An 18,338-nucleotide genomic window follows, 5' to 3' on the forward strand; every position below is an offset into this window, starting at 1 on the left:
GACGGGTCACGCCGGCAGCGCCGATCGGGCGGCGGCGGCTCGACCCGGATGCCACGCATGCAGTGACGGCATCAGCGCGGTCTTCTTGTAGTGGTGGTCGGCCATCCGGCACAGGATGTCGTCGAGGACGTCGACCGCCTCGGTGACGTGCGGCCCCTTGTTCAGCATCACGCATTCGGCGCGTTCGCTGAGCGCGGCGTCGCTGATCTCGGCGCGCGAGGGGTTTCCGGTCTTGGCGAGCTGCTCGAGCACCTGCGTCGCCCAGATCACCGGCAGATGCGATGATTCGCACAACCACAGGATCTCCTCCTGCAGTTCGGCGAGCCGCTCATAACCGCACTCGACGGCGAGGTCACCGCGCGCGATCATCACCCCGACGCGGGGGTGCCGCATCAGGGTCAGCAGCAGTTGCGGGAGATTCTCGAAGGCCTTGCGTGTCTCCACCTTCAGCACCACTCCGAGCGTGTCGCCGCCGCGCCGGTCCAGCTCCTCGAGCAACCGCGCGACGTCGGCCGGGTCTCGGACGAAGGACATCTCGACCAGATCGGCCACTTCCACGACGGTCGCGAGATCGTCGAGGTCCTTGCCGGTCAGTGCGGAGACCGCGAGGTCGGCCTGGGGCACGTTGATGCCCTTGTCGGCGCGCAGCCGGGAACCTCCGTCCGCCGCGTGGTCGATGCGCAGGCGCAGTGCCATCGGGCTCGTCCTGACGATCATGCCGCGGATGCGACCGTCGTCGAGGTGCACCGTCTGCCCCACTCGTACCTGGTCGAAGAGCTCCGGCAGGGTGCAGCCGATGTGCGGGACCCCGCCGGCGATCACCGGCGCGGGCAGGCAGTCCCTGGTCAACTCGAGGACGTCCCCGCGGCGCAGCAGCAGGCTCTGCTCGACCTGGGGGAGTTCGCCGACGTGCATCGGGTCGTCGGCACCCTCGACGTGCAGTACCGTCCCGGTGGCCAGATAGCTGCTCTGGCAGCAGCTGACGACGAAACCGTTTGGCGTTCCGGCCTTCTGGGCCACGGTGTGCAGCACCAGTCGGCGCCTGGAACCGCGGGTGTCGTGCAGGATCAACACGTCCCCGCCGCGCCGCCGCCGTAACCACCGTCCGTCGACTTTCAGCGTCGTCATCCCGGCCTCCGGTGGTGTCGCCGGGTTCTCCGCGGCGGTGAGCCACGCCCGCGCCGGCGTGACCACCTGGCCGAGGGTGTTGCGGTGGGGCTTGAGTTTGACGACCCGCGGTCCTGGTTCGAGCGGACCGGTGCGCAGCTTCGGTCCGGCGAGGTCCATCGCGATCCGGCAGGGGCGACCCGTCGCGGCGGCTGCCAGCGCGACGTTCCGCGCCATCGCGCGCCACGCCGTCGCGTCGTCGTGAGCGCAGTTGATCCGGGCGACGTTCATCCCGGCCCCGACCAGTCCGCGCACCAGGTCGGGGTCGGTTGCGGCCTCGGACGGCAGCGTGACCATGATGCGGGCGGCCCGCCCGACGGGATCGGGGCCGAGCAACTCCCGCGACCGGTGCCGGAGCAGCTCGGAGCCCTCGTCCAGGCGCACGCCCGCGGGGGCGGGCTCGTGCCAGTCATCGTCGAGCATGGCGCTGATTGCCGAGCGCACCAGTCGCAGGGTCGCCTCGACGTGAGGTTCGCTGCGCCCGAGCGACGACAGCCCGTGGGCCGCCAGCCTGCCCTGTAGATCCCGTAGGTCGGACTGGCGAATCGCCCAGTAGTGCACCATGTTTCGAGCGCTGGACCGGTACTTGGGGGCGACGTCCGCCAGCCACTGGGACCAGGACGTCTCGGCCTCGGCCAGATCGGCCAGGAGGTGGTCGACGTCGGCGCGCATCTGAGTCAACGTGGTGGCGGTGTCGCTCTTCGGAGTCGGCACGGGCTCTCCTGCTGTCGCAGTCGTCGCGGACGCTCGACGATTGGAGGGTGGCGGTTGCACCGATGATGTTCGTTGGACTGCGGCCAGTGGTCCTAGGGCCTTAGGTCACGGGTGCAAGGGTCGCGGGTACGTGCCCGAGATCTCCGCTAGTTGACGCAGGGAATGCCGCTGCCGCTGATGGGCAGACCCTGGTCGGGAGCCGGGGTATCGGAGGATGCGTCGGACGCGCCGACGTCGATGCCGAGCGATTCCCCGCCCGACGGCGCCGTCGCCAGGCTGCTGACGTCGGCGGGCAGCTGGTAACCGTCCCCCAGCATGACCCGGACGTGACCTGGCGGCAGGTCGGGCCGCGGGCGCGGGGGCGCGATGATGCCAAGCATCGTGGCGATGGTCTGGGCCGGCGCATTGGCGCCGGTGCCGTACTCGACGTCGGTCGTCGGCTCGACGGGTAGGGGACCGCGGACGTCGCCCTCGCGATAACCGTTGTTGGTCAGGATGTTCGACGTCTCGGTGGCCATGCCGGTGACGCCGCTGGCGTTGAACACGTCGACGGTGACGTCGGAGGGCGCGAGCGGCGCCGGGGTCGCGGGGACCGACCCGTCGGAGAACGTGCTGGCCACCAAGGCGCGGATGGCCGACGGATCGACGATGTTGACGTCTTGTCCGTCGACGTTGTCATAGCGCACCACCGGCAACGTCTGATAGCGCACCTGCGCACCGGCCAGCTCGCCGATGCGTTGGAACAGGCTCTGGTCCCAGTCGGCCGAGAGCACGATGTCCTTGCGGGCGACGTCCATCAGCGCGTTGAGCTTGCCGACGTCGCTGAACGACCCGGAATCCTGCAGCTGGCGGATCACCGAGATCAGGAAGGCCTGCTGGCGATGGGTCCGGTCCAGATCGCCGTTGTCCAGACCGTGGCGCTGCCTGACGAAGGCGAGCGCCTGCTGCGCGTCGAGGGTCTGGCGGCCGGCCGGGAAGTCGGCGCCGGAGTAGTCGTCGTGCACGGCGTGATTCAGGCAGACCTCGACGCCGCCGAGGCTCGCGGCCACGTCGTAGAAACCGGCGAGGTTGACCTCGGCGAAGTAGTCGATCGGGGCGCCGGTCAACGCGCGGACCACCGCCAGCGTCGCCTTGCGGCCCGCTTCCCGGCCCTGTTTCTCGAGGGTGGCCTGATCGGTGACGCCGTCGTCGGCGAGCTTCTGCTCCTCGTCGGCCTTGGTCAGGCCGTAGGCCTCCTTGATCTTGATGTGCTGATAACCCGGGACGATGCCGGAGACCTTGACGTAGTCGTCGCGTGGGATGGAGAACGCCTCGACGGCGCCGTCGGCCGCCAGGTGCACCAGGATCAACGTGTTGGTGTTGTACCCGCCGGAGCTGGAGTCCCCGGCGTGCAACTGGTCCAGCATCTCCTGCGGCAGGTCGTTGCCGTTCTGGTCCTTGCGGGAGTCCAGCCCGATCAGCAGGATGTTTATCGAGGCCCCGGTGGACCGCGGTGCATCGGCACCAAGGGCCTGCGAGACGGTGATGCCACTCAGCATCCCGCGGAAGGTCCACCAGCCGGCGCCGGTGGCGGCAAGGACCACGGCGGCGACCAGCGCCACGCCGGCGCGCAGGATCCGAGACGGGCGCAGGCGCGACGACGTCGGCATCGAGTGGCGACGTGCCTGTCCACCCATCACCGCCGCCTTCGTTCGATCACTGGGGCCTTCACCATGCGTGAGGAACCTCGTGGCCCGGCTGGGAGTGTGGTGGTAATCACCAGCGGCGGATGGCCGGGATCGCTGATCCCGGCCCGGCCACGGCGGTGGCTAGGTCACCACGCCTGGCCGTACGCAGGTCACAGGATAGTTCGACCGTTCCGTTCGTCGCCACTCGACGCCGCGGCCACCAACGCCCGCGGGGCGGACTCAGCGCAGGGTGAGCCACAGCAGGCTGCCGGCGCCGGCCAGAACGCAGTACACCGCGAACGGCGTGAGTGTCCTGGTGTGGAAGTAGTTGGTCAGGAACCGCACGGCCAGGTACGCGCTGACGAACGAGGCCACGCTGCCCGCCGCCACCTGACCACCGATGCCCGCTCCCAGCGGGCCGAACAGATCGGGGATCTTGAACACCCCGGCCGCCAGGATCACCGGGGTGGCCAGCAGGAACGAGAACCGCGCCGCCTCGTCGTGGTCCAGTCCCCGCAGCAGGCCGACGGTCATGGTCACACCAGAGCGGCTGATCCCCGGCAACAGCGCCAGGGTCTGCGCCGCCCCGATGAGGGCGCCCCGCCCGAGACTGGTTCGCGCGAGGCGCTCGTCGATGCCGTCGGGATCCGCGTCGCGGGTCGCCAGCATCGGATTGGCGCTGGCGGCCGACTCGGCAGGGACGCTGCCGCGCCGGCGCAATCGTTCCCCGGCGTACAGGATCACGCCGTTGACGACGAGGAACGCAGCGGCGGGGATCGGCTTGCCGAGGGTGGTGCGGAAGGTGTGCTCCAGGGCGAGCCCGCACAACCCGACCGGGATGGTGCCGACGACGATCAGCCAGGCCAGCCGCTCACCGGTGGTCTCGATCCTGCGGTGCCGAATCGACGTGTAGAAACCCGTGATGATCTGAACCCAGTCCCGCCAGAAGAACAGCAGCAGTGCCGCGGCCGTCGCGACGTGCAGGCCGACGATGAACGCCAGATACGGCGACTCCGGTGACGAGACGTCCAGGTCGCGCGCCCACCGGCCGCCGATCAGCGCGGGCATCAGCACGGAGTGCCCAAGGCTGGAGACCGGGAACAGCTCCGTCACTCCCTGGAACAAGCCAACGACGGTCGCCTCGAGATAGCTCAGACTGCTCACCTGCGGGGACTCCTCCAGGTTGGGTGTGCGGACCGCGCACCGACCGCGGCAATCGTCCCGGGCTGGCCTGTGAGTTTGCTGGATGCGGTCGCGTCACCGCGGGGGAGTACCGAGATCCGCGATTTCAGCGGACATTCATAAGGCAGTCAAGGTGTCTTCCCAGGAGCGGGGTGGACCGTGAATCACACGACGGTTGGAGGGGAGATGACGGCGGTGATTCTCGCCATCTACGCGAGCGGCTGGGTGTTGACGACGCTCGCCGCGCTGGGCGTCGCGCACCGGGCAGGCCGCCGCTCGGTCTCCGCGCCCGGCACCGCCGCGGTGCTCGCGCTGGTGGCCGGGCTGCTGTGGCCGGTGCTGGTGCTCGCCGCCGCGCAGCTCGGCGTCGTCGCGGCGCTCGTCGCGTGGATTCGCGCGCGGACGGACCCGTCGCCGGCCCCACTGGAGGCCGGCGACGGGGACCGCGAACTCGCGCTGTGTTCCTGAGCCCGCCAGTTCAGACCTTGATCTCGCCCATCTCCGACCAACCGGTCGCGTCGATCGAGTGGCTGATGATCAGCGGCGTGGAGGCCAGGATCGCGGGTGCCTCGGCGACGAACGTCTTGAAGTGCTCGCTGTTGACGTGTTCGCCGCCGGCGTCACCATCGCGGAACCCCTCCACCAGGACGTATTCCGACGGGTTCTCCAGGCTGCGCGACCATTCGAAGAAGAGGTTTCCCGGTTCTGCCCGAGTGGCCTTGGTGAAGTCGGCCACGAGGTTCGGGAAGTCCTCGACGTGTTCGGGCTTCGGCGTCCACTTCACGACGATGAAGATCACGGTGATTCACTGCTCCTTAGGGGATGAGGATGGCGCGCCCGCGGACGTTGCCGTTTTCGAGATCGGTGATGGCCGACTGGAAGTCGTCGAGTGCGTACTTCTGAGTGTGCAGGTTGACCGAGCCCCTTGCGGCTAGCGCCATCAGGTCGCACAGGTCGTTGTACGAGCCGACGAGGTTGCCGATGAAGTTGATCTCACTGGAGACGATGTCGATGGTCGGTACGTCGATGTTCTCGCCGTAACCCACGACGTAGTAGTCCCCGGCGCCGCGCAGCATGGCGACGCCCTCCTTGGTGGCACCACCCTCACCGACGAAGTCGACGATCGCCTCGGCGCCCTTGCCGCCGGTGAGCTCGAGCACCTGCTCGACCTGCGTGCCGTCGGCGACGACGCCGCGGTCGGCGCCGATCGCCTCGGCCAGTTTGAGGGCTTCGGGGTTGCGGTCGACGACGACGAGTTCGGCCGGGGTCAGCGCCTTGAGGACCTGAATGCCGATGTGGCCCAAGCCTCCTGCGCCGATGATGACGCACTTGTCGCGTGGGGTGAGTCGCTTGGCCGCCTTGGCCGCCGCGTGGTAGGCGGTCAGGCCCGCGTCGGCGAGGGCGGCGACGTCGGACGGCTCCAGCGCGTCGTCGATCTTCACCACGCTGCGCGCCGAGGTCTTGAGGTAGTCGGCGTAGCCACCGTTCGTGTCGATGCCGGGGAACGCGTTGGCCTCGCAGTGCACGTCGTCCCCGGACCGGCACGCCCGGCAGAACCCGCAGGTGATCAATGGATGCACGATGACCTTGTCGCCCTCGGCGACGTTGGTGACGGCCGACCCGACGGCGTGCACCCAGCCCGCGTTCTCGTGGCCGATCGTGTACGGCAACTGCACCTGCGACTTCTCGGCCCACTGCCCCTCGAGGATGTGCAGATCGGTGCGGCAGACACCGGCGCCGCCGATCTTCACGATGACGTCGAACGGGCCCGCCGGGGTGGGGACAGGGACCTCGGCCATCTCCAGGTTCTGGTGATACCCGACGACCTGTACTGCTCTCATGGTGCTCATGACTAGGCGTTCCTTCCGACGACCGTGAGTTCTAGTGGCATGGCTCGTTGTGAGGTTGCAATGGAGAGACTCTCGCTGCCACCGTCGACGTACCTAGTGCGCAGCAGCCCCCGGCAGAAGTGCGCGTTGCCGTCGATCGAGATGCGCGTCGACCGGGCCCGGCGCAGCGCCAGTTCGGGATCCGTTGGGGGCTGGCCGTCGTGGTCGACGAGCACCAGCGAGTCTGCGGCGGCGGACAACCCGAGCGCGGCCCGGCGACGGCGCAGCGCACGGGCGGCATCGTCGTCGGGCAGCTCGGCGAGCGTCACCGACGCGAGCGACTCGGCCGGGTGCCCGGCCCGCAACAGCCCCGTCAGGCAGCGTTCCATCGCCGCGGTGTGCGCCTTGCGCTGGAACGTGGTGCGCAGCTCGTCGAGGTTCTCCTCGGCCTCGTGGGCGAACGTGCCCCGATACCCGGCGTCGGTGGCCAGCCCCGTGTTGATGATGTCGGAGTCGTGGTGGTCGTCGAGCTCGACCACCACCCGTCGCGTCCAGTCCAGCGCCACCAGAACGTCCTTGGCGTCCGAGGCCATCAGGTAGGCGAAGTTGGGCGCGCAGAACGACGTCGGCAGCCGCAGGTGCACCTCCAGGTCGCCGGCTGGGGTCACGTCGACCGTGTGAATGAAGCCGAGGTCGGTGATCGGCTCGTCCAGCTCTGGATCGATCACCGCGTCCAACGCCCGAAGGACGGCCTCCCGCAACAGTTCCCGATCCACGTCAGGCCTCGACGAGGGCGTCGGCGCCGCGCGGCCCGGTGGCGGTCTCGTCGGCTGCATCGGATGGGGAGGCCAGCTGCAGCTCAGCGGGCACGGGGATGTCGTACATCTTGGCCGCGTTCAGCCCGAGGATCTTCTTCTTCTGGTCGGTGGTGATCGGCGCGTACTCGGCGAGCTCGGCGGGGATCTGGAAGTCGACGAACGCCTCGACCAGCCAGCGCGGCGTCCAGATCGCGTAGTCCGACGAGAACTGGATGCGGTCCTCGCCGATCCAGTAGAGGAGCTCGCCCATGATCTGGCCGAAGTACTTGGGCCGGGTGTGGATGAAGGGCATCGCGACGGCGAGGCCGGCGTGCACGTTGGGCTCCTGCGTGGCGATCCAGCAGAAGTCCTCCAGGCGCGGCAGCCCGCAGTGCTCGACGATGAAGTTCAGGTCGGTGAAGTCCGATGCCACGTGGTCGATGTCGGCCACGTCGAAGGCATCGCGGTCCAGCGGCCGGATCGTCGGACCCTTGTGGACGTGGATGTTGCGCACGCCGAGCTCGCGGCACGCCTCGAAGTACCGGTAGGCCCACGGGTCGTCGAGGCGCCAGCCTCGGGACTCGCCGTGCCACTCGGCGGTGTAGAGCTTCACGCCCTTGAGGCCGAACTTCTTGGCGTCCTCCCGGAACTGGTCGAGGCCGGCCTCGCCGTTGCGGGGGTCGAAGTTGTGGTTGTAGGTCAGCTTGTCGGGGTGCTTGCTGGCGAGCTCGGACGCCTCGTCGGTCTGCCCGAACCCCTTGTAGTAGAACTCGCCGAGCGCGGCCGGCTGGAAGATCGCGTGGTCGACGTAGCCGTCCTCGAAGAGGTCCTTCATCAGGCGCTGGCCACCCTGGTAGAGGTAGTCCTCGTAGCTCCAGACCTCGGTCTCCGGCGAGAGGTTGCGGTGATAGTCGTAGAAGCAGTCGATGAACTGCTTGCCGTGGATGTTGCGCTGGTTCTCCGGCCGGGCGTCCCAGAGCGCGACGTGAGCGTCGACGATGAAGTAGCTGTTGCCGTCCTTGCGGTACATCCGGTTCTCCCTGGCTGCTGTGGTGGCTGATGGCTTGGCGCGATGAGCGGATGTGAGGGCTGTCACACCAACTGACCGGAGCCTATGGTCAGCCGCGGGAGCCGCGGAGACCTGGAATGTCTCAATCTGAGACGGGGACCTCGCGCGACTCGGGACGGCGGCGGGCAGGCTGCTTGTAACGTGGATCACAGCGTGTCAGACGGACTACCCGATCGAGTGAAGCTGCATCAGTTGCAGCACGCCGAGGCGCCAGAGGTGCCCCGGCGTCTGCTGGCGTCCTGGCAGCGCAGCGAGGAGTACGGGGTGCCCCCCGACAGCGTCGATCCCGTGTTCACCGGCACCGAGAACCTGGAGTCGCTGTTCGTCGAATGCGGCAACGAGGTGCTGCGGGACCTGCACCGGACGCTTTCGAATGAGGCCGTCAGCATGATGCTGACCGATTCGGAGGGCGTCGTGCTCAGCCGGATGAGCGGTGATCACCATCTCTTGCAGGCCCTCGACGAGGTGCACCTGGCGCCTGGCTTCGGCTACTCCGAGCGTGACGTCGGCACGAATGGGCTCGGCCTCGCCCTCGCCGACCGCACGCCGACGCTGGTGCGCGCCGATCAGCACTACGCCGCGAGCCTGTGCACCTTCACCTGCGCCGCGGTGCCCGTCCTCGATGCGTCGACCGGGCGGCTGGAGGGGTGCGTCAACCTGACCACGTGGTCGCAATCCTCGAGTGAGCTGCTGCTGGCGCTGGCCCGTTCGGCGGCGAGCAACACCGCCGCGCTGATGCTGGCCAGGTCCAACGGACGTCGCCCCCGGCGGACGCCGCGGGGGCAGGTGTTCCGCGTCGAGGTGCCGCGTCTGGAACCCGGTTCGGGCAGCCTGCATGACCTGTCGGACGCGTGGAACGCAGCCGTCGGGGTGGCGGAGCAGGCGATGGCCGCGGGCAGCATCGTCGCGGCCATCGGGGAGCCCGGCGCCGGCCGGTCCACGCTGCTCGCGCAGGCGGCGCGGCACACCCACCCGCGGGACCGCATCCTGTCGGCCAGCGCACCGGACGCCGCCGACGTGCAGACCTGGCTCGGGCTGTGGACACCGGAGCTGGGCAAGGAGCACACCGCCGTCGTCGTCCGCGACGTGGACGAATTGCCGACGTGGGTCGCCGACCAACTGCGGGATCTGGTGGTCCGGTCCAGTCGCGAGGTGACGGTGCCGTTCGCCGTCACCGCCGAACGGTTCGAGGACATTCCGGCGGGGCTGGCGGCCCTGATCGACACCGTGGTCGAGGTGCCGCCGCTGCGTGACCGTGCCCAGGACGTGTTGCCGTTGGCCGCGCACATCGCCAAGCGCGCCAGGGGCCGTGAGGTCGTCATCAGCCCCGCTGCGTCGCGCGCACTGCAGAGCTACGGCTGGCCGGGAAACGTCGACGAGCTCGCCAGGGTGGTCGCGCACGCCGCCAACCGCACCGACGTCATCGACGTGGGCAGCCTGCCGCCGGAGGTGCTGGCCGGCCCGTCGCGGCACCTCAGCCGGATCGAGGCCTTCGAACGCGGCGAGATCATCCGGGTGCTCACCTCGCGTGCCGGCCCGACCATGGCGCAGGCGGCGCAGGAGCTGGGGATGAGCCGAGCGACGTTGTACCGCAAGATGAGTCAGTACGGCATCAAGGTGCGCGTCTAGCGGGGCGTCATCCCGGAGATGGGGCGGCGGCCGTGCGCCACGCACGGTTGGTGAGCAACCGAAGGCCGTTGAGCGCGACCAGGATCGTCGAACCCTCGTGGCCGGCGACGCCGATGGGCAGTGGCAACTCACCCACGAGGTCCCACACCACCAGCGCCACGATCACGGCCGCGGCGATGGCCAGGTTGGCCTGCACGACCCGGCGGGCGCGCCGGGCCAGTGCAACGACGGCCGCGACCGCGGTGAGGTCGTCGCGCACCGACACCGCGTCGGCGGTCTCGATGCTCAGGTCGGCGCCGGAGCGGCCCATGGCGATCGACGCGTGGGCCGCCGCCATCGCGGGGGCGTCGTTGACACCGTCCCCGACCACCAGCGTGCGCCGGCCGGAGCGGCGGAGTTCGGTGACGGCCCCGGCCTTCTCGTCGGGCAACAATCCGGCCCGGACGTCGTCGATGCCCACTCGTCGCCCCACCTCGTGAGCGGCTGCCGGGTGGTCCCCGGTCAGCAGCAGCGGTGCAGCGCCCGTCAACCGGGCCAGGGTGCGGACGGCGCCGGCGGCCTCCGGGCGGAGTTGGTCGGTCAGCCCAAGTACGCCCACCGTCCGGCCGTCGATGGCGACGACCACCACGGTAGCCCCGGTTCGGCGCAGCTCGGTCACGTGCGGCGGGTGGTCACCATCGGCCGGGGCCCGCACGGTCACTTCCGCGCCACGCACCGTGGCCCGCACGCCGCGGCCGGGCCAGGCGGCGAAGTCGTAGGCCGCGGGGATGGCGACGTGACGCTCACGGGCGGCGGCGACGATGGCGCGGCCGAGGGGATGCTCGCTGTATCGTTCTGCGGCGGCGGCGATCTCGAGTAGCGCGTCGGCTTCGAGGGGGCCGGTCGGCAGCACGGTGGTGACGCGCGGGGTGCCGGTCGTCAGCGTGCCGGTCTTGTCGAGGACGACGGCATCGACGTCAGCGAGATGCTCCACCGCGACCGCCGACTTCACCAGCACGCCGTGTCTGCCCGCGTTCGCGATGACCGACAGCAGTGGCGGCATCGTGGCCAGTACCAGCGCGCAGGGTGAGGCCACGATCATGAAGGTCATCGCCCGCAGCAAGGTCGGCTGCAGGCCCTGACCCAGCAGCAGGGGAATGACGAACAGCCCCAGCGTGGCGAGCACGACCATCGCCGAGTACCGCTGCTCCACCTTCTCGATGAACAGCTGCGTGGTCGCCTTGGTCGCGGATGCCTCGGCCACCATCGTCACGATGCGCGCGATGACCGTCCGGGACGGATCCCGGTTCACCTCGACGTGCAGCACTCCGGAGCCGTTCATCGTGCCGGCGAAGACCTCGTCCCCGCCGGTCTTGGCGACCGGGGCCGACTCGCCCGTGATCGAGGCCTGGTCGACGTCCGAGCTGCCGCCGACGACCGTTCCGTCGGCGGAGATGCGTTCGCCGGGGCGCACCACGACCCGATCACCGATGCGGAGGTCGGCGGCCGCAACCCTGGTCTCGAGGCCAGCCTCGTCGACGCGAATCGCGTTCTGCGGAGCGAGGTTCAACAACCCGTCGACCGACTCCGCGGTGCGCTTGGTGGCGAGGTCCTCGAGGGCCCCTGAGCTGGCGAAGATGACGATCAGCAGCGCACCATCGAAGATCTGCCCGATGGCGGCGGCGCCGATGGCGGCCACGATCATCAGCAGGTCCACGTCGAGCCGCCGGTCGCGCAGGGCCTGCAGACCCTCGAGCGCCGGCGCCCAACCACCGGCCGCGTAGCAGGTCAGGTACAGCGCCCAGGTCAGCGAGGCAGGCGCCCCGGCCGACTGTGCCATTGCCCCGAGGCCAAAGGCGAGCAGCGCCGCGCCCGCCCATCGCAGCGAGGGCACCGACCAGGCGGCGGCCAGCCGGCTGCGCCTCGACGTCGATTCGGTACCAGCCTTCACCGGCGGTGAGAGTGTGTGCACGTAGATATGTATACATGTGAAGTTCTACATGTGTCATCTGTGTGGGCGGACCCGTGTTTGAATGAGTGCATGGGTCATGGCGTGGAGGGCCGGCTGACGCCGCCGGCCACCCTCGATGCGCAGTCGGCGGCCAAGGTCGCGGAAACCCTTCAGGCCCTTGCGTCCCCGAATCGCCTGCTGATCCTCACCCGCCTGCGCCAGGCGCCATGCACCGTGACCGAGCTGTCGGTCGCGGTCGGCATGGAACAGCCCGCCGTCTCGCATCAGTTACGGCTGCTCCGCGCTCTCGGGCTGGTGGCCGGCGAACGCAACGGCCGCAACATCGTCTACCGCCTGTACGACAACCACGTCGCCCAGCTGCTCGACGAAGCCGTCTACCACATCGACCATCTGCGGCTGGGTGCCCGCGATACCACCGCCTGACCGCCGCCTGACCGCCGTCAGTCGCCGCGGTAGGACTGACCGTGCGGCTCGACGCAGTGCTCGTCGGGATCGTCGGCGCAGACGTGGTCGACCTGGAGCGTCGTGTGCCCGATGTGATGTCTTTCGCGCAGAATGCGTTCCAGATCCCCGCGAATGGCGTGGCAATCGGCGCCGTCGCCGACGATGACGTGGGCCGAGAGCGCGGCCTCGCCCGAGGTGATCTCCCAGATGTGCAGATCGTGCACCTCGACGACGAATCCGACGGCGGCGAGCTCGGCGCCGATTCCGCCCGGGTCGACCCCCTTGGGCGCCGCCTCGAGGAAGATGCGGCCCGACGCGCGCACCAGCCCCCAGCCGGCTTTGACCATGAGGCCCGCGACGATCAGGGCGGCGATCGCGTCGGCGCGGGCGAACCCGGTGAGCCACACGACCGCACCGGCGACCGCGGTCGCGATGAATGCGTAGAGGTCGTTGAGGATGTGCTGGAACGCCCCCTCCACGTTCAGGCTCGTCCGGTTGGCCTTGCTGATGCACCAGGTCGCCGCGACGTTGACGACGATGCCGACCAGTGCGGTGACGAAGACCAGCAACCCCTCGACCTCGCCGGGATCGAACAGCCGGCGTACGCCCTCGAACACGAAGAAGGCCGCAAGCAGGAGCAGGGTGATCCCGTTCGCCTGGGCCGAGAGGATCTCGGCGCGCTTGAGGCCGTAGGTGTAGTCACCGCGGGCCGGCCGGGCGGCGAGGCGAATGGCCACCAGCGCCAGAACGATCGATGCCGCGTCGGTCAACATGTGCCCGGCGTCGGTGATGAGGGCCAGCGAACCGGCGATGATGCCGACCGTCACCTCGGCGATCATGAAGCCGACGATCAAGACGAGTGACAGCGTCAACCACTTGCGGTCGGCATCGGCGGACATCCCGTGGGAGTGCCCTTGATGACCGTGAGCGTGCTCGGTCTCGCTCATGTGCGGTCTTCCCCTTCGCTTGTTCCGCGATGAACGAGCCGAGCATACATCAATACATGCGAATGTTGACATGTTTCCCTGTCGTTCATCTGCGACTTCCTCGCCGAGATGAGCGGTTGCGGCGGCCCTGCGCAAGATGCGCGCGAAGTAGGACCGCGGCTCGTGAACACCGCGATCTGCGCGGCGGTACTCGCCCACGAGCGCGCCCACCTGCACGGTGGGCACCTCGATCCGATGATGCTCCTGCGCGCGCTGGCGACGGCCATGTCTCGACTTCCGTTGGTTCGCAGTGCTGTTCGATCCGTCGATCGGCTGGTGGAGATGTCGGCCAACGACCGGGCCGCCAGGCTGCACGGCAGGCGCGCGGTACCAACCGGATTCGTGGCGCTGGCCGGTGAGTCACGGTCGGCTGGCTACGCCACGCCTGAGCTAGCGAAGAGGTCTGCGCGACAGCATGTTTGGATCAGGTTCCGCTGGACCGGTAGGCCTCGAGGATGTCGGAGGGTAGGCGCCCGCGGGGGCCCACGTCGAGACCGTTCTCGATGGCCCACTGCCGCGCCTTCGTGGCCTCCGCAAGATCGACTCCGGCGCTCTCGCCACGCGAGCGGCGCTGACTCGACCGGCGGCTCGCTTCGATCCAGCGGGCCATGACGCCACGGAACTTGGCCGCGTTCTTCGTGGAAAGGTCGATCTCGTAGTGCATTCCATCGATCGCGAAGGTCATCGTCTCAGCCGCCGCGGTTCCGTCGATGTCGTCGATCCATTCGACGACGGTCCTTCTCGCCACCGCTCACGGACCCCTTTGCTGTCGATGCGCCCATTGCAATGTGGCTTCATGATAGCCATCACTGGACCCGGCAAACCCGAAATGCTCGTAGCGATCAGGCGAAGCGCGCGTCGCAGAGTTGCTCGTCGCCGGCCAATCCGGAACGGAACGCGACGATTCTGGTGAACCCGGCGGGCACCGTCTGTCCGTCGACATTGCTTGCCACCAGGCCGTTGGTCAGCAGACCCGCTACGGCCTCGTCCAGATCGCCTGCGGTCAGCACCAGATCCAGCCCCTTGTTCTCCGACATCGCTCGCTGCGCCACACCCGTCAGGCACGCGGTGCGCAGCGCGGCGGTCGGGGTGTCGAGCGCCTGGCCCCGTTCGTGCTGGACCGCGAGCGCGTACCGGGACGTCACCACCGACAGCGCGGTGTTGTCCCCCTGCAGCAGGGTGTAATCCTGGCGGTCGGCGGGCCGGCCCATCTCGGCCAGTGCCTTGACGTCGACGAAGATGGTGTTGGTCTGTGGGCAGTACGACGCTGGCGGGCTGGGTCTGGCATCGGCGCACGACGGCGTCTCCAATGACAGGGCCGGCGCCTGCTTCGGCTGAAACACCTGACCCAGCACGCCGACCAGAGACTTCACGACGTCCTCGGTGACCGCCACGTCACCGGCCGGCGAACCGTCGCTGCGGTCCGCCGGAAGCGTCAGCGGGAGATCCCCACGGCGCTCTGCGATCTCCTTCGCATCGATCTTGCCGCACTCCGAAGCGCCGGAGGTGAGTCCCATCTGGAAGGCGCTGATCCGGTCGAGCGCCGTGCCGTGCCCCTGCTCCAGGTAGGGCGCATCGTCGGCGAGGTAGGTCGGATCGCGCAGCGTCAGCACGCCGGCCAGAACGTGATTGAGGCCGTCGCCGGTGCTGAGCTCGAACCGTGGGGACTTGCCCTCCGAGACCCACCGGACGTAGGTGCCGGCCAGGCAGTCCGCCTGCTGCTCGCTGACGATGGTGGTGGTGTCGCCGTCGACCAGGTGGGCCATGCCCTGGACGGCGTGCCCGTACTCGTGCGCGAGCAACGCGGCGATCGAGGTGTCCCCGAAGAACTGCTGACCCAGCGGCACCATGACGCCGCGGTCCCAGGCGATGAGGTCGTCCTTCGGGCAGAACAGGGCGTTCGGATTGCCGTAGGTCTCGCCGCCGCAGATCTCCGGGCTCGAGGGGTTCTCGGAGTCGTAGGAAACCAGATCCGTTACGGGCGTGAAGGATCCGTCGAACGAGGCGCCGTAGTTCTCCTTCCAGAACTGCGAGACGTCGTCGACGGCAAGAGTGGCCAGCCGGTCGGCGTCGCCACCGTCGGTGCCTTGGACGCCTTCCTCGGGTGCCGGCGCATCCTCGCGGATTCCGCTTGGACCGTCCTCGGCGGGCAGGCCGCCGGCGCGGAACGGGTCGTAGAGCGGAGAGACCGCATGTCCCTGCGTCGTGAATCCGCAGCCGGTCATCGACAGCGCCACGCAACCGGCGGCCACGAAGGCCTTCACTCCGCCCATTGGTCCCGTTCCGAATCATGCCCGCGATGTGTCGTCGATCGAGATGCGAGCGTATACCGGCGGCTACGGTCGGGCGTGGGCTCGCGCACGGGCATCCCGGTGGCGGCCTGCCCCACCGACGCTGATAGGCATTGACGATGGGAAAGAACGAGCGCTCCAAGATCGTGATGACCGACGACGAGATCGCCGAATTCATCGATCACAGTCGCACCGCGACGATGGCGACGTTGTCGGCCGGCGGCAAGCCCCATCTGGTCGCCATGTGGTACGCCGTCATCGACGGTGAGATCTGGTTCGAGACCAAGGCGAAGTCGCAGAAGGCGGTCAACCTGCGCCGCGATCCGACCGTCACCGTGCTGATCGAGGACGGCAAGACCTACGACACCCTGCGCGGGGTGTCGATCGACGGGCACGCCGAGATCGTGGACGACGATCCCGATCTGCTTCTGCGCGTGGGCATCAGCGTGTGGGAGCGCTACACCGGTCCGTACAGCGAGGACGTCAAGCCATTCGTAGAGCAGATGATGAACAACCGGATCGCGGTGCGGGTGGTGCCGACCCGGCGACGCAGCTGGGATCATCGCAAGCTCGGCATCCCGGCGATGCCCGTCTCCGGATCGACCGCCCAGTACCTCGACTGACGGCGTCGGCCGATCGCCGACTTCACCGGGTTGGCTGCCGTCAGACGGGGTCGGTGATGTCGGCGAACTCGGGATGCTTGTCGACGTAGTCGGCCACCATCGAGCACGCCGGGACCACGCGCAGCCCTTCCGCGCGCGTGGCCCGCAGCGCCTCGCCCACCAGGATGGTGGCCAATCCGCGACCCTGAAACGCGCGCCCCACCTCGGTGTGCGGAAACGTGCGCCGTCCGTCGCGGTCGTGATATTCCGCAAGACCCACGGTCTGGCCGTCGACCGCGATGGTGAAGCGGCCGGGCTCGGCGGTGACGGTGGTCTCGGCCCCGGTCTTGTCGGTGGTGGTCATGGCGCTCCTGGGCTACGGGTTGGGGCGGGGCAACAGCGTGGTGTTGGGCAGCGGCGGGGCGGGCAGTCGCGCGCCGGGATAGCCCGCCACCGCCCCGAAGCGGTCGTCCTGCTCCTGCCAGAGACGGCGGTACTCCACGATGTCGGCGTGGCTGCGGCCGACGAAGTTCCACCACATGACTAGCTGCTCGGGAAACGGAAGCCCGCCCAGCAGAAGCACTCTCGCGGCCCGCGCACCGCGATTGGCAAGGGCGAGCGTGTCCTGGCCCGGCGCCTGGTACCAGAGGTCGGCGACGTCGAGTGCGGTTCCGCCGGCCTCGACGGCGCCCCGGTCCAGCAGAACGCCATGCTCGAAGGTGCGATCCACGGCCAGCTCGACCGCGGCACCGGGAGCCAGGTCGATCTGCGCGCCCAGCAGCGGCGTGAAGGTGGACACCGGCGACCGGAGGCCGTCGAGCTCGCCGAGGAACACCCTGGTCCGCGTGCCATCGGCCGTGTGGACGGTCGGCGCGTAGTGCACGAAGTCGCGACCGGTGTCGCGGTCGGCGTCGGGTAGGGCCACCCACAGTTGCACCCCGTGCAGGATGGGCGACCTGCCCGTCGACACCTCCGAGTGGCAGATGCCCGCGCCGGCGGTCATGAGATTCAGCTCGCCGGGCCGAACCATCGCGTGCACGCCCGCGCTGTCGCGGTGCTCGATCTCACCGCTGAACAACCAGCTGACGGTCTGCAGCCCGGTGTGGGGGTGCGGCGGGACGTCCATGCCGGGGCCCGTCGCCAGGTCGTGCGGACCGTAGTGATCGACGAAGCACCAGGCACCGATCAGCGTGCGGTCACGCTGCGGCAGGGTCCGCCGGACCCGGATGGCCCGCGGTCCGCCGAGGGGGACCTCGCGGGGGTGCAGCACCCCGGTGAATCTCGAAGCACCACAGGCGAGTTGGTCGGGCGCCAGCTCGGTGTTGCTCACCCCTCCACAGTAACCCCCGGCTCCGGGATGGCTCCCGTCATGGCGGTGCGGATGACCTCGAAGTCGCGTACGTCGATCTTGAACACACCGGTCCGGAAGCGGTATCCCCACTGCGCCTTGTTCACGATGAAGTCGAGTTCGTCGAGCAGCGGCCGGATCGGCGTCTCGATGCAGGGCAAGAACTCGACGCGCCGGCGCCACGGCTGGAACTGCGGGTCGAAGTCCTCCTGATAGACCTCGTCGTCGACCACCCGGCCGATTGCCGTGAAGGCCTGCAGTGGCGGTCCGTCGGGATAGTCGGTCCGCGGGGAATAGAAGACGATCCAGTCGTCACGCGCCATCTTGCGAAGCATATGGGGCTTGCCGTGATTGGCCTGTGTGAAACCGCCCGCGACGCCCCGTTGGACGTGGCCACGGCTGACGGTGTTGATCCAATGCGTACTCATGCGAGCGAAGCTACGAGCCGGCTCCGACAACCGGCGTCATTCATCCACAGACCGAGATCCATCCACGGACTGCAGTCAACCAGCCTCGGTCCACGGGCCGCAGATACCACGAAGCCGCCGATGCGGATGCATCGGCGGCTCGGGCGACGGTACCGCCATGGCGCCTCACGGCAAGTGGTCGCTCTAGGCGACGAATTTAGTTGGTACCCGGGGCATGTCCGGCACCGTCGGCTA

Annotated in this window: 18 protein-coding genes; 4 read left to right on the forward strand and 14 right to left on the reverse strand. The window is 68.9% G+C overall.

The annotated features are described in order from the left end of the window. Nucleotides 1-6: 6 nt before the first annotated feature. The 3 genes from SBI80_RS06995 to SBI80_RS07005 all read right to left on the reverse strand — a co-directional run bounded on the left by SBI80_RS06995 (nt 7) and on the right by SBI80_RS07005 (nt 4,712). Entirely contained in the window at nt 7-1,881 is a 1,875-nt protein-coding gene (locus tag SBI80_RS06995; protein WP_318973763.1) for a pyruvate kinase, read from the reverse strand. Nucleotides 1,882-2,027: 146 nt separating this feature from the next. Next, nucleotides 2,028-3,557: an LCP family protein gene (locus SBI80_RS07000; RefSeq protein WP_318973764.1), complete on the reverse strand. Its 1,530-nt coding sequence runs from the start codon at nt 3,555-3,557 to the stop codon at nt 2,028-2,030. Between the two features lie 231 nt (nt 3,558-3,788). Beyond that, a complete protein-coding gene (locus SBI80_RS07005; protein WP_318973765.1) occupies nt 3,789-4,712 on the reverse strand; it encodes an undecaprenyl-diphosphate phosphatase in 924 nt (307 codons plus the stop codon). 204 nt (nt 4,713-4,916) lie between these two features. Here SBI80_RS07005 and SBI80_RS07010 point away from each other — a divergent pair, with 204 nt between their 5' ends. Further along, nucleotides 4,917-5,198 (forward strand): hypothetical protein, encoded by a 282-nt coding sequence (locus SBI80_RS07010; RefSeq protein ID WP_318973766.1) that lies wholly within the window; start codon nt 4,917-4,919, stop codon nt 5,196-5,198. A 10-nt stretch (nt 5,199-5,208) separates the two neighbouring features. On the opposite strand, the gene SBI80_RS07015 is transcribed toward SBI80_RS07010, so the two are convergent. The 4 genes from SBI80_RS07015 to SBI80_RS07030 are packed head-to-tail and all read right to left on the reverse strand — an operon-like array spanning nt 5,209 to nt 8,386. Continuing rightward, nucleotides 5,209-5,529 (reverse strand): putative quinol monooxygenase, encoded by a 321-nt coding sequence (locus SBI80_RS07015; RefSeq protein WP_318973767.1) that lies wholly within the window; start codon nt 5,527-5,529, stop codon nt 5,209-5,211. Nucleotides 5,530-5,545: 16 nt separating this feature from the next. Then, a complete protein-coding gene (locus SBI80_RS07020; RefSeq protein WP_318974348.1) occupies nt 5,546-6,571 on the reverse strand; it encodes an NAD(P)-dependent alcohol dehydrogenase in 1,026 nt (341 codons plus the stop codon). Nucleotides 6,572-6,582: 11 nt separating this feature from the next. Continuing rightward, the gene (locus tag SBI80_RS07025) at nt 6,583-7,335 is read right to left on the reverse strand and encodes a metal-sulfur cluster assembly factor (protein ID WP_318973768.1); all 753 of its coding nucleotides are present in this window, start codon (nt 7,333-7,335) and stop codon (nt 6,583-6,585) included. A gap of 1 nt (nt 7,336) precedes the next feature. Beyond that, nucleotides 7,337-8,386 carry an amidohydrolase family protein gene (locus tag SBI80_RS07030; protein WP_318974349.1) on the reverse strand — a complete coding sequence of 350 codons (1,050 nt, stop codon included), beginning with the start codon at nt 8,384-8,386 and terminating at the stop codon, nt 7,337-7,339. A gap of 192 nt (nt 8,387-8,578) precedes the next feature. Here SBI80_RS07030 and SBI80_RS07035 point away from each other — a divergent pair, with 192 nt between their 5' ends. Then, entirely contained in the window at nt 8,579-10,054 is a 1,476-nt protein-coding gene (locus SBI80_RS07035; protein WP_318973769.1) for an AAA-type ATPase lid domain-containing protein, read from the forward strand. A 7-nt stretch (nt 10,055-10,061) separates the two neighbouring features. On the opposite strand, the gene SBI80_RS07040 is transcribed toward SBI80_RS07035, so the two are convergent. After that, nucleotides 10,062-11,984 (reverse strand): heavy metal translocating P-type ATPase, encoded by a 1,923-nt coding sequence (locus tag SBI80_RS07040; protein ID WP_318973770.1) that lies wholly within the window; start codon nt 11,982-11,984, stop codon nt 10,062-10,064. Nucleotides 11,985-12,074: 90 nt separating this feature from the next. Here SBI80_RS07040 and SBI80_RS07045 point away from each other — a divergent pair, with 90 nt between their 5' ends. Further along, nucleotides 12,075-12,428, forward strand: coding sequence for an ArsR/SmtB family transcription factor (locus tag SBI80_RS07045; protein ID WP_318973771.1), 354 nt, complete (start codon nt 12,075-12,077; stop codon nt 12,426-12,428). A 17-nt stretch (nt 12,429-12,445) separates the two neighbouring features. Here the strand turns inward: SBI80_RS07045 and SBI80_RS07050 are convergent, their stop codons facing one another. From SBI80_RS07050 to SBI80_RS07060, 3 genes are all read right to left on the reverse strand, one after another. Beyond that, nucleotides 12,446-13,396 carry a cation diffusion facilitator family transporter gene (locus tag SBI80_RS07050; RefSeq protein ID WP_318973772.1) on the reverse strand — a complete coding sequence of 317 codons (951 nt, stop codon included), beginning with the start codon at nt 13,394-13,396 and terminating at the stop codon, nt 12,446-12,448. Between the two features lie 463 nt (nt 13,397-13,859). Beyond that, on the reverse strand, nt 13,860-14,183 hold the full coding sequence (locus SBI80_RS07055) for a histone-like nucleoid-structuring protein Lsr2 (protein WP_318973773.1): 324 nt from the start codon (nt 14,181-14,183) through the stop codon (nt 13,860-13,862). 94 nt (nt 14,184-14,277) lie between these two features. Continuing rightward, nucleotides 14,278-15,708, reverse strand: coding sequence for a neutral zinc metallopeptidase (locus SBI80_RS07060; protein WP_413232670.1), 1,431 nt, complete (start codon nt 15,706-15,708; stop codon nt 14,278-14,280). A 137-nt stretch (nt 15,709-15,845) separates the two neighbouring features. On the opposite strand from SBI80_RS07060, the gene SBI80_RS07065 reads away from it, so the two are divergent. Then, a complete protein-coding gene (locus tag SBI80_RS07065; RefSeq protein WP_318973775.1) occupies nt 15,846-16,349 on the forward strand; it encodes a pyridoxamine 5'-phosphate oxidase family protein in 504 nt (167 codons plus the stop codon). Between the two features lie 40 nt (nt 16,350-16,389). On the opposite strand, the gene SBI80_RS07070 is transcribed toward SBI80_RS07065, so the two are convergent. Genes SBI80_RS07070 through SBI80_RS07080 form a run of 3 tightly spaced genes read right to left on the reverse strand, consistent with a single transcriptional unit; the run spans nt 16,390 to nt 18,104 of the window. Continuing rightward, the gene (locus SBI80_RS07070) at nt 16,390-16,692 is read right to left on the reverse strand and encodes a GNAT family N-acetyltransferase (protein WP_318973776.1); all 303 of its coding nucleotides are present in this window, start codon (nt 16,690-16,692) and stop codon (nt 16,390-16,392) included. A 12-nt stretch (nt 16,693-16,704) separates the two neighbouring features. Beyond that, nucleotides 16,705-17,658 carry a pirin family protein gene (locus tag SBI80_RS07075; RefSeq protein WP_318973777.1) on the reverse strand — a complete coding sequence of 318 codons (954 nt, stop codon included), beginning with the start codon at nt 17,656-17,658 and terminating at the stop codon, nt 16,705-16,707. Further along, nucleotides 17,655-18,104, reverse strand: a complete 450-nt coding sequence (locus SBI80_RS07080; protein WP_318973778.1) for an EVE domain-containing protein — start codon at nt 18,102-18,104, stop codon at nt 17,655-17,657. The genes SBI80_RS07075 and SBI80_RS07080 overlap by 4 nt, the downstream gene beginning before the upstream one ends. Between the last annotated feature and the right edge of the window lie 234 nt (nt 18,105-18,338).

The sequence above is a fragment of the Mycolicibacterium sichuanense genome (assembly GCF_033741125.1).
Classification (GTDB): domain Bacteria; phylum Actinomycetota; class Actinomycetes; order Mycobacteriales; family Mycobacteriaceae; genus Mycobacterium.

Coding starts and splice junctions, on each gene's coding strand:
- SBI80_RS07000 (WP_318973764.1), bottom strand. CDS start 3,557: ATGGGTGGACAGGCACGTCGCCACTCGATGCCGACGTCGTCGCGCCTG.
- SBI80_RS07065 (WP_318973775.1), top strand. CDS start 15,846: ATGGGAAAGAACGAGCGCTCCAAGATCGTGATGACCGACGACGAGATC.
- SBI80_RS07010 (WP_318973766.1), top strand. CDS start 4,917: ATGACGGCGGTGATTCTCGCCATCTACGCGAGCGGCTGGGTGTTGACG.
- SBI80_RS07080 (WP_318973778.1), bottom strand. CDS start 18,104: ATGAGTACGCATTGGATCAACACCGTCAGCCGTGGCCACGTCCAACGG.
- SBI80_RS07020 (WP_318974348.1), bottom strand. CDS start 6,571: ATGAGAGCAGTACAGGTCGTCGGGTATCACCAGAACCTGGAGATGGCC.
- SBI80_RS07060 (WP_413232670.1), bottom strand. CDS start 15,708: ATGGGCGGAGTGAAGGCCTTCGTGGCCGCCGGTTGCGTGGCGCTGTCG.
- SBI80_RS07030 (WP_318974349.1), bottom strand. CDS start 8,386: ATGTACCGCAAGGACGGCAACAGCTACTTCATCGTCGACGCTCACGTC.
- SBI80_RS07050 (WP_318973772.1), bottom strand. CDS start 13,396: ATGAGCGAGACCGAGCACGCTCACGGTCATCAAGGGCACTCCCACGGG.
- SBI80_RS07070 (WP_318973776.1), bottom strand. CDS start 16,692: ATGACCACCACCGACAAGACCGGGGCCGAGACCACCGTCACCGCCGAG.
- SBI80_RS07045 (WP_318973771.1), top strand. CDS start 12,075: ATGGGTCATGGCGTGGAGGGCCGGCTGACGCCGCCGGCCACCCTCGAT.